This window comes from Nocardia aurantia (genome assembly GCF_009604425.1).
Lineage (GTDB): Bacteria > Actinomycetota > Actinomycetes > Mycobacteriales > Mycobacteriaceae > Nocardia > Nocardia aurantia.
This window is the reverse complement of record NZ_WEGI01000024.1, coordinates 62,512-72,616: the sequence shown is the minus strand read 5'-3', so window position 1 is coordinate 72,616 and position 10,105 is coordinate 62,512. Positions and strand designations below refer to the sequence as shown.

The following is a 10,105-nucleotide window of genomic DNA, read 5'->3' as shown; positions in this document are numbered from 1 at the left end:
ACGGTTGCGGGCCACCCGGACGACATCGTCCCGGAACTCGCGGGGGTAAGGCTTGGCCACAGCGACATCCTTCCAGCCCGCCCGAAGGCAAGCCAACTCGGTTGTCACCTATACCTGCAGCAGTCCCAACGACGCTGCAATCTGGACGGTGGTCTGGTCGGCGATGGTCCAGAGCGTGCCGATGACATGAGGATACCCAGCGAGCTGGAACGCGGAAGCGAGATGGATCGCCTCGTCGAGGAGCCGGGCATCGGTGGTCAGCGCCGTTTCGCAGGCCGAGAGGTAGGCCAGTCGAGCATGGTCGAGGTGGATTTCGGCGAGCGCGGCGACGGTGAGGGGATCGGTGGCACGACGAGGTTGCGTTCGCACGCGCTGCATGGGCGTTCGCCGGGAAACCGTCGCGGGACGGCGTGTAGGTTGCGCTCGTGGCCTGGACCGGTTATCCGAAGACGGCGGGATTCCCGTGCGCCCACACTGGGGTGAAGGATCGGAAGGTGAGTCGCCAGCCGTTTTCCGTGCGGGAGACCTTGTCCCGGTACATGCCGCCCATCAAGTACTGATCGCCGCCTTCGGCATCATGTCGGATGTGCTGAGCTTGGACATAGGCGAGCACATCCGCCGCGTCGCGAGAGGTGAAGGAGATCCGGAAGTTCCCGATGAGGTGGTGGGACCCGTCCAGCACGCCGGCAACGCCCGTGAGCTGGTCCAGCACAGCGTCGTAGCCTTGTTTGATGCCACCGGACTCGGCGAAATCTCCGACGACCTCGGGCGCGAAGACCTGCTTCATAGCGTCCCAGTCCTTGGTGTCCAGCGCGTAGGCATAGTCGGCGTACAGAGCCTGGATTGCGACGATATCGTCGGTCTCGGTCATGGTTGCTTCCTGAGTTTGTAGGTGTCTGGGATTGGTGCCCTGGATGCCCAGAGCGCTGGGGTGCAGCCGATGGTTGGTTGCCTGATGTCGAGGCTCGTGAGGACTGGCTGCCCTGCCGCGCTGGACGCTCCGGCTGCTGATCGAGAGTTTGTTGCGGTCGTTTCGCTGTCAGGGATCTGTCGGCGGGGTTGTCTGCTGCGTGACGGACGCGAATTCACCCTCGATATATCGAACCCAGTCACTGTCGCGGCTTGACACGGTCATTGAGAGTCCTGTCGTTGCATAGTGAGGATCGCCTCGGCGGTCCGAGACGGGCGAACCGTCAGAAGAAGTTGGGGAGTCCGCTCGCGGCGGTGATGCCACCGTCGACAGGGACGACGAGGCCGGTCAGGAAGCGCGCATCCGGCGAGGCGAGGAAGGCGACGGCAGCCGCGACATCGTCCGGTGTGGCATGGCCGGGAAGCGCTTGTCGTTCGGTCGACCGGGCGGCCCAGGTCCGGTACGGCTCACGCTCATCGAGCGCGTCGTCCATGGTGAGTCCCGGGGCGACGGTGTTGACGCGGACGCCGGCCGGCCCGACGTCGAAGGCGAGGCTGCGGGTGAAGTTGATCTTCGCGGCTTTGGCGGTGTTGTAGGCCGTGGATCCGGCGTCGCCGCCGAGCCCGGAGATCGACGAGATGTGCACTATGCTGCCGCGCGTCCGTTCGAGGTACGGCAGGACGGCCTGGGCTGTCATGAAGCTCGCGTCGACGTGGACGGACATCATGGCGTGCCAATCATCGATCGTGGTGTCCGGGAACGGCTTCGACAGGCCGGCTCCGGCGCTGGCGACGAGCGTGTCGATGCGGCCGAACCGGCCTACCGCATCGTGCATGAGGCGGTCGAGGTCGTCTCGGCGCGTGACATCCACGGTGACGGCCAGGCTGCGGTCGGGGCCGAGCTCGTCGACGAGGCGGTCGAGGCGGTCGCGCTGCCGGGCGCCGGCGACGATGTTCGCTCCCTCGGCGGCCAGACGTCGTGCGGTGGCGGCCCCGATGCCGGACCCGGCGCCGGTGATGACGACCGTCTTGCCGGCGAATCGCTGGTCGGTCATGTACGTCGTCCCTTTCGGGGAAGTGGTCGGTGTGGAGTGGGCTGCGGACGGTCAGGCATCGCGGAGGCGGCTGATCAGCTCGCGCAGTGCCGGCACGTCTGTTCCTTCGGCGTCGGCACGCCTGCGGGCATCGTCGAGGAAGTCGAGGTCCTGCTGGTTCACCTTTCCGCCGTGGTGGTAGGCGTTGAACGCGGCGAAGTCGAGCGGCTCGGAGAGCTGCGCCATCTGCCGGAACATCCCGAGCACCCCCTCCGGGGTGGTCTGCTCGGCGGCCGCCCGACCGGTGGGTCCGAACACCCCGAGTTGCTGGATCTCGCGCATGCAGGCCACGCCGAGCTGCCACACCTCGCCCGACGCGTCGACGTTCTCGAGGGGCTGCCAGCCGAGGAGCCCCCACGCGAGGATCGGCGCGAGACCGGCGACGCCGATCGCCGTCTCGGGTGCGGCCCCGATGGCCGCGGCCGGAATGTCATCGCCGGAGTAGGCCGCGGTGAAGGCTTCGGCGAGCTTCGGGGAGCTGTCGTCGATGGTGAATCCGGCCGGGCCGAGGTGCTTGAACGCGTAGTCCGCTCGGGCGAGCAGGTCCGCGTCGACGGAGGGGTCGACGGGCAGGTTCGCCGCGGCGACCTCGTGGATCAGCGCGCCGGTGTTGCCCATGGCGACCTGCTCTTCGGACAGACCGGACTCGGCGATGAACCAGGAGCGGACCTCGATGCCGACGGCGGCGAGGATGACGCCGGTGTTCGTGCCGCGGAACGCGCGGCCGATCTCCCGCACCAGCCGCAGGCCCGCCTCGGCGCGCAGGGACGCGTTGTCGAGGGTGACGATGAGGAAGTCGAACTGCTGGTTCGACAGCTCGGCCGGGTCGGTGAGGACGTCGTAGCCGGAGAACCGGTCGAGGGTGCGCGTCTCGTAGGAGTACATCACCTGGGGCCGGGAGAGCTGCTCGCGCCGGTGCGGCCGGACGAGGAAGGTGACCTTCGCGCCGGCACGGATGAGGTCGTAGGCGGCGTTGACTCCGACGGAGCCCGCGCCGACGATGCCGAAGGACGGGGGGGTGTTGTCAGTCATGAGCATTTCCTTCTATGTTCAAGTCGGTCAGAGCGCCGCGCGGATGGACTCGGCGAGGGTCTTGGGTGTACGCCCGATGAGGCGGCTGAGCGCGTCGGAGTCGGTCTGCATCTCGCCCTTGGCGATGGAGGTGTCGGTGCCGACGACGAAGCCGACCATCGCGCCCTGACCGGCTGCCTGGAGCTCCGCGGTGTGCTCCTCGGCGGTGATGTTGCGATGGACGACGTCCTTGCCGGTGATGGCGGAGATCTCCTGCGCGAGCTCGGCGAGGGTGAACGACGGCCCGCCGAGCTCGTACGTGTCCGACTCGTTGCCCCCGGAGAGGAGGACCGCGGCCGCGGCGGCGGCGAAGTCGGCCCGGGCGGCGCCGGAGATTCGGCCCTCGCCGGTGTTGCCGACGACCTCGCCGGTAGCAAGGTAGTCGGGGACCAGGCGCGTGTAGAGCTCGTGGTACCAGGCGTTGCGCAGGATCGTGAACGGGATATCGCCGGCGGCGATGAGCTGCTCGGTCTTCCAGTGCTCGGGGGCGAGCGGGTTCGAGGTGCGGTCGGCGTTGAGGATCGAGGTGTAGGCGATGTGCCCGACTCCGACCTGAGCGGCCGCGTCGATCACGCTGCGGTGCGCGGTACTCGCGCCGGGCCCGGAGACCGAGATCAGCAGGAGCCGGTCGACGCCTTCGAGGGCCGCGGGCCAGGCGGCCGGATCTGCATAGTCGGCCTGGCGAACGATGACACCCCGCTCGGCCAGGTCGGCGACCTTGGCGGGGTCGCGGACGATGGCGACGATCTGGTCGGCGGGCACGCCGGCGACGAGGAGCTCGTCGACGGTGAGGCGGCCGAGCTGGCCGGAGGCTCCGGTGATGGCGATGGTCATGAGCGTTCTGCCTTTCGGCTGTGGTGTAGGCGTGGATTTGTGTGAATGGTGAGTGGACCGCGACGGGAGCTGGTGTCTCGTCGGTTACCCCGGTCGGGCCGCCGGTGCGGCGAAGGCGATACAACCAGGTCAGCAGCGCGGGCACCGATCAGCACCGGGCTGCCGAACGCCAGAGCGTACGCGTTCCCGGCCCACTGACGGTCGTGGTCTCTGAACCTGAGATCGGCCTGAGCCGCGCGGAGCGCGATGGATGTGTGGGGTCGTCTGCCCATGTGGATTCGTGGTGGAGGTCGATGACAACGGGATCTTCCGATCACGGTTTAAACCGGAATACTTGGTCCGATTCAGGGACGATACCAGAAGCGGACCAAGGATTCCGAATCAGCTTTTACCGCTTCTCATGGCCGAGGACCGAGCACGTCCAGGGCACATCTCCGGATGTGGTTCAGCGTGAGCGTCCGGGTTCAGAGAGTGGGCTCAGCCGTACGCTTCTCGGTCCGCACACCGTCGAGGAAGAGTCCGAGGTGTCGCCGGTACAGCCCGGGTGACTCCGGGCTCGCGTCCATGATGCCTACGAGCGCGACCTGGAGGTAGGCGATGTCGCGCGCGGTGCAGTCGGAGCGGAGCGTGCCCTGCTGGTGGGCGGCGTCCACGATACGTTCGACGTAGGGGTCGATGACCGTCTTGCACTCGCGCACGGTCGGGTTGTGGGAACCGTTCACGCACATCAGCGACCGCAGACCGGAGTTGGAGGCCTGGACGAGCATGGTGTCTTCGAGATAGCGGACGAGCGCCTGCCAGGCATCGGGCTCTTCGGTCATCCTGCGCGCCCGCTCGACCTCACGGGCCAGTTGCTCGGCGAACAGCGCGCTGACGAGGTCGTCCTTGGTGGGGAAGTGCCGGTAGACGGTACCGACGCCGACGCCGGCATGGTGGGCGACGTCCTTCAGCGTGACGTCGAGCCCCTCGGTGGCGAAGAGCTGCTCGGCGGCTTGCAGCAGCCGGGCGCGGTTGCGCGCGACGTCCTTCCTCGGGGTGGAAGCTGGTGCCTCGGTCACGGTTCGAGCCTACATGATGTGGACCAAAGATTCCGTTTCTGCTAGCGTGGAACCCAATACGGAACAAATGGTCCGTTTCTGACTGATTGGGGAGACTCGGTGTCGCTGCAGGATCGTTCGACTTCGCTCATGGCCGGGCGGGGGGCGGCTGACCGTCGCAAGTGGCTCGCGCTGGCGTTCATCGTCATCGCTCAGTTGATGGTGGTGCTGGACGCCACCATCGTGACCGTGGCGATGCCCGCCGCTCAGGTCGACCTCGGCTTCACCGATGCCGACCGGCAGTGGATCGTCACCGCGTACGCCCTGGCGTTCGGCAGCCTGCTGCTCCTCGGCGGCCGGCTGGTCGACTTGTTCGGCCAGAAGCGGGCGTTCCTGATCGGGCTGGCCGGCTTCGCCCTGGCGTCCGTGCTCGGGGGCGTGGCGCCGTCGTTCGCGACGTTGATCCTCGCCCGAGCCGGCCAGGGCGCATTCGGCGCGCTGCTGGCCCCGGCGTCGCTGGCCCTCGTCACGACCATGTTCCCCGAGGGCGAGGACCGCTCGAAGGCGTTCGGCGTGTTCAGCGCGGTCGCCGCCTCGGGGGGAGCTACCGGCCTGCTGCTGGGCGGCGTGCTCACCGAGTACCTGTCGTGGCGGTGGTGCATGTTCGTCAACGTCGTGTTCGCCCTCGTCGCGCTCGTCGGCGCGGCCGCAGTACTGCCGAGACTCACCCGTGCGGCTCGCCCGCGTTTCGACATGCCGGGAACCGCCACGGTCACCCTGGGCCTGGTCGCGATCGTCTACGGGTTCGCGCGAGTGGAGACGGCGGGGTGGAGCGACGTCGTGGTGCTGGGGTCGTTCGCCGGCGGCGTCGCGCTGGTCACCCTGTTCGTACTGGTACAACGGCGGGTGACGCATCCGCTGCTGCCGCTGCCCGTGGTCCTGGACCGGGATCGGGGCGGGGCCTTGCTCGCGTTGGGCCTGACGAGTGTGGGCCTGTTCGGGCTGTTCCTGTTCCTCACCTACTACCTGCAGGTGACCCTCGGGTACTCGGCGCTGATGACCGGCCTGGCGTTCGTACCCTTCCCGCTGGCGATCATCGCCGGTTCCACCTTCCTGAGCAGCCGGTTGCTGCCCCGCTTCGGTCCGAGGGTGCTCATCGCCGCCGGCGCGCTGGTCGCTGCCGCCGGGCTGCTGATCCTGCAGGCGCTCTCGGTCCAAGACTCGTATCCGGCCGTGGTTCTGCCCGCGCTGGTCGTGATGGGGATCGGTGTCGGGCTGACCTTCAGCGCGGCCGTCTCGACGAGCACTTTCGGCGTTGCCCCCGGCGACGCCGGCGTCGCGTCCGCGACGGTCAACATGGTGCAGCAGGTCGGCGGATCGATCGGGACAGCACTACTGAGCAGCATCTACGCCGGCGCGGTCACGCGGTACATCGGCGCACGGCCGTCCACGCAGGCCCTGTCCAACGCCGCCGCCGTGCACGGATACCACGTGACCTTCGCCGTCTCGGCTCTCGCCCTCGTGGGCGTCGCCGTCGTCGGCGGCCTACTGGTCCGGCGAGTCCGCGACCGCGCCTCGGCTGCCGTGGATCACGATCAGGTATCCGTCGCCGTCCACTAGCTCCCGCCGACGCCTCGAACGCCACCGGCGAGATGGAAACCCACTCCGGCGCCCTCGCCCGGCTCATCGGACAGGCGCCGAGGACACCCATCGACCCGATCGGCCCCGATGTTTGTCGAATTGCGACCCTGAATGATCCGCTCGGACTAGGCTGAGATTGTCCCATGGACCGAGGCGTGTTCCGGGTTGCCGGCACCGCGCAGGCAGGTGGGCCTACGGCTGATGAACGAAGGCGATGCGTTCCGGACAATTCGCGACCTGTCCATGTCGGTCACGGAAGAACTGAATGCGGCCGGATTCGAGGACGCCGAGGTAATCGGGCGGGGTGGGTTCGGCGTGGTGTACCGCTGCAGGCAGCCCGCTCTGGACCGGACAGTGGCGGTGAAGGTGCTGACCGCCCAGCTGGACGAGGAGAATCGTGCGCGATTCTTCCGGGAGCAGCAGGCGATGGGCCGGTTGACCGGTCACCCGAACGTCGTGACCGTGCTAGAGGCCGGTAGCACCCCCGATGGTCGGCCGTTCCTGGTCATGCCGTACTTTGCCGCGGGTTCGCTGGACACTCGGATCCGGCGTGAGGGCGCCTTGTCGCTGGAGACGGCTTTAAGGATCGGGGTGAAGCTCGCCGGGGCCCTGGACAGTGCGCATCGGGCGGGGATCGTGCATCGGGATGTGAAGCCGGGAAACATCCTGCTCACCGAGTACGGTGAGCCGGCGCTGTCCGATTTCGGTATCGCGCGCGTCACCGGCGGGTTCCGAACGACGACCGGAACTATCGCCGGATCGCCGGCCTTCACCGCTCCGGAAGTGCTCGAAGGGGGCAGCCCTACCCCAGCCTCCGATGTCTACGGGCTCGGGGCAAGCTTGTTCTGCGCGCTGACCGGGCACGCGGCGTTCGAGCGGCGCAGCGGGGAGAACGTGGTGACGCAGTTCCTGCGGGTCACCTCGCAGCCGGTACCGGATCTGCGGGAAAGCGGGATAGCCGGCGATGTGGCAGCGACGGTGGCGGCGGCGATGAGTCGCGACGCTGCCGCTCGGCCGTCGGCGCAGGCGTTGGGGGAGGCGATACAGCGGACGGAGCATCACCACGGCTTCTCGGTCGCCGAGCCTGCCACACCGGGCGCAGTGGTCTCCGAACACAGAGACCGCGAGCCCGCGGTGTCCGGCAAGCGTTCGCCGACGGGTACGACGGGCCCGGCAGGCGCGGGTCACGGTGCAACTCCCCTGGATCTGACCAGCTTCGTCGACCGACGCTCGGAAATGGCCGAGGCGAAGCGCCTGCTGGCCTCATCGCGGCTGGTCACCCTCGCGGGAATCGGCGGAGTCGGCAAGACGCGGCTGGCGCTGCGGGTCGCATCGGCTGTGCGGCGCGATTTCGCCGACGGCACCTGGTGGATCGACCTCGCCGACGTGTCGGATCCGTCGCTGCTGGTCGGAATCGTGGCGGCCACCCTGGGGCTGCCCGACGAGTCGACACGAACGATGTCCGAGGTGGTGGTCGAGTTTCTGGCCGCTCGCCAGGCGCTGGTGGTGATCGACAACTGCGAGCAGATGGTGGCCGACGTGGCCCGGTTGGTGGATACGTGGTTGCGAGCCTGCCCGCGGCTGCGGGTCCTGGCCACCAGCCGGGAATTGTTGAACATCACCGGGGAGGCCGTGCTGCTGGTGCCCCCGCTGGCGGTCCCGGACCCCAACCGCAAGCAGTCGCTGCGTGGATTACCGAAATACGGCGCGGTCACCCTGTTCGCCGACCGCGCCGCCGCCGCGGTGCCGGGCTTCGAATTGGACGAACACAACATGGCCACCGTCGCCCGTATCTGTGTCCGCCTGGACGGGCTGCCGCTGGCGATCGAGCTGGCGGCCGCGCGGCTGCGCGTGATGTCACCCGAACAGATCCTGCAGCGGCTCACCGATCGGTACGCGCTTTTGACCCGCAGCAGCCGCACGGCGCCGACGCGGCAGCAGACGTTGCGCTGGTGCATCGACTGGAGTTACCAGCTGTGCGACCCACTCGAGCAACAATTGTGGGCCCGCTTGTCGGTATTCGCCGGCGGCTTCGAGCTCGACGCGGCGGAGGGGGTGTGCGGGGAGGACATGCCCGTCGACGGGGTCCTCGACGGGCTGGCCGCCCTGGTGGACAAGTCGATCCTGATCCGGGACGAATCCGGGGCGGTGGTGCGGTTTCGGATGCTCGAGACTCTGCGCGACTACGGCCGCCGACAGCTGCAGTCCGCCGGCGCGGATCAGCGGCTGAGTCGACGGCACCTGGACTGGTGTCAGCGCCTGGCATCCGACGCCGAGGCGGGATGGATCAGCGAACGCCAACTCGACTGGATCGCCAGGCTCGACCGCGAACAACCCAATTTTCGCGAAGCGCTCGAATACAGCGTCGCGGAGAACAGCGACGAGGCAACAGCTGCAGCCGGACTGCGCACCGCCTCGGCTCTGGCGGTCTTCTGGGCGTTCCGGGCGATGAACGGCGAAGGCCGCCGATGGCTCGATCGTTTCCTGGACCGGCCCCTTGTCTATTCCGTTCCGGACCGCGCCAAGGCGCTCTACGCCGGCATTCTGATGGCTGCCTTCCAGGACGACTCGCGATCGGTTGATACTCTCGCCGCACAAGCGCGTGCGCTCGCCGGAGCGGATCCAGCCTCCGGCGCGTCAACGCTGATCGACCAAACCGACGCGTTCGCCGCGTTCTTCCACCGCGACTATGCGCGGATACGCTCCGCTGCCGAACGAGGTCTCCAGGTGTTCGGTGGCGATCAACCCGAGTACATGTATCTCATTTGTCTCGAACTGCTCGGATGGGCACACCTCCTGAACGATGATCCTGGCCGATCGATGGAGTGTTACGAGCAGATTCTCACCATCACCGAGGCTCGCGGGGAATCGTTGTATCGGTCGTCCGCTCTGTGGGGCACAGCGATCGGAGCGTGGCAACAGGGCGAGCCTCGACGGGCACAGATATTGCTCGAGAAGGCCCTGCGTGTCGATCAGCCGGCGCGCAGTCCGTTTCTCGCCGCGACCAGTTTGGAGGCGATGGCCTGGATCGCCTCTCCCGACGCAGCCGAATACGCAGCCATTCTGATGGGGGCCGTCCAGGCATACTGGCAGTCCGCCGGCGTGCACGGCATTCCGCATCTCATGCACTACCACGACGAGTGCGAACAGAGAGCACGGGCGGCTCTCGGCGACCGGGGATTCGCAGCCGCATTCCGGCGCGGCCGAGCGATGGATATGCCGGCGGCCGTGTCCTACGCGCTCGGCGAGGAGCCCGAGGACGAGAAACGGGCGATCGGAGGATTCGCCGAACTGACCTTACGCGAGCGGCAGGTCGCGGAACTTGTCGCGCAGGGTCTCACCAACAAGCAGATCGCCGCGAAGCTCGTGATTTCCCAGCGAACCGTTCACGGACATGTGGAGCACATCCTCGCCAAACTCGGTTTCAACTCCCGCACCAAAATCGCCGCCTGGGTCGTGGAAGCCGGCGAACGATAGCCGTGCACGTCAAGGGGCGGGTCTTGCCGGCTGCCGGACGGT

Annotated in this window: 8 protein-coding genes; 2 read left to right on the top strand and 6 right to left on the bottom strand. The window is 67.7% G+C overall.

What is annotated here, in order from left to right; all coding sequences use genetic code 11:
* Positions 1-108: 108 nt before the first annotated feature.
* From NRB56_RS37235 to NRB56_RS37210, 6 genes are all read right to left on the bottom strand, one after another.
* Entirely contained in the window at positions 109-378 is a 270-nt protein-coding gene (locus tag NRB56_RS37235) for a CHAT domain-containing protein (RefSeq protein ID WP_153349075.1), read from the bottom strand.
* Positions 379-439: 61 nt separating this feature from the next.
* On the bottom strand, positions 440-871 hold the full coding sequence (locus tag NRB56_RS37230; protein ID WP_153349074.1) for a nuclear transport factor 2 family protein: 432 nt from the start codon (positions 869-871) through the stop codon (positions 440-442).
* A 322-nt stretch (positions 872-1,193) separates the two neighbouring features.
* A complete protein-coding gene (locus tag NRB56_RS37225; protein WP_153349073.1) occupies positions 1,194-1,964 on the bottom strand; it encodes a meso-2,3-butanediol dehydrogenase in 771 nt (256 codons plus the stop codon).
* Positions 1,965-2,015: 51 nt separating this feature from the next.
* Positions 2,016-3,035, bottom strand: coding sequence for a 2-dehydropantoate 2-reductase N-terminal domain-containing protein (locus NRB56_RS37220; RefSeq protein WP_153349072.1), 1,020 nt, complete (start codon positions 3,033-3,035; stop codon positions 2,016-2,018).
* Between the two features lie 27 nt (positions 3,036-3,062).
* The gene (locus NRB56_RS37215; RefSeq protein WP_153349071.1) at positions 3,063-3,908 is read right to left on the bottom strand and encodes an NAD(P)H-binding protein; all 846 of its coding nucleotides are present in this window, start codon (positions 3,906-3,908) and stop codon (positions 3,063-3,065) included.
* Between the two features lie 464 nt (positions 3,909-4,372).
* On the bottom strand, positions 4,373-4,966 hold the full coding sequence (locus NRB56_RS37210; protein ID WP_153349070.1) for a TetR/AcrR family transcriptional regulator: 594 nt from the start codon (positions 4,964-4,966) through the stop codon (positions 4,373-4,375).
* 129 nt (positions 4,967-5,095) lie between these two features.
* On the opposite strand from NRB56_RS37210, the gene NRB56_RS37205 reads away from it, so the two are divergent.
* Positions 5,096-6,565 carry an MFS transporter gene (locus NRB56_RS37205; protein ID WP_153349069.1) on the top strand — a complete coding sequence of 490 codons (1,470 nt, stop codon included), beginning with the start codon at positions 5,096-5,098 and terminating at the stop codon, positions 6,563-6,565.
* Positions 6,566-6,787: 222 nt separating this feature from the next.
* Positions 6,788-10,063 (top strand): protein kinase domain-containing protein, encoded by a 3,276-nt coding sequence (locus NRB56_RS37200; RefSeq protein ID WP_153349068.1) that lies wholly within the window; start codon positions 6,788-6,790, stop codon positions 10,061-10,063.
* Positions 10,064-10,105 lie beyond the last annotated feature (42 nt).

Excerpts from the sequence above, each read along its gene's own strand:
- NRB56_RS37205 (WP_153349069.1), top strand. The coding sequence starts at position 5,096 with ATGGCCGGGCGGGGGGCGGCTGACCGTCGCAAGTGGCTCGCGCTGGCG.
- NRB56_RS37200 (WP_153349068.1), top strand. The coding sequence starts at position 6,788 with ATGAACGAAGGCGATGCGTTCCGGACAATTCGCGACCTGTCCATGTCG.
- NRB56_RS37225 (WP_153349073.1), bottom strand. The coding sequence starts at position 1,964 with ATGACCGACCAGCGATTCGCCGGCAAGACGGTCGTCATCACCGGCGCC.
- NRB56_RS37235 (WP_153349075.1), bottom strand. The coding sequence starts at position 378 with ATGCAGCGCGTGCGAACGCAACCTCGTCGTGCCACCGATCCCCTCACC.
- NRB56_RS37215 (WP_153349071.1), bottom strand. The coding sequence starts at position 3,908 with ATGACCATCGCCATCACCGGAGCCTCCGGCCAGCTCGGCCGCCTCACC.
- NRB56_RS37220 (WP_153349072.1), bottom strand. The coding sequence starts at position 3,035 with ATGACTGACAACACCCCCCCGTCCTTCGGCATCGTCGGCGCGGGCTCC.
- NRB56_RS37230 (WP_153349074.1), bottom strand. The coding sequence starts at position 871 with ATGACCGAGACCGACGATATCGTCGCAATCCAGGCTCTGTACGCCGAC.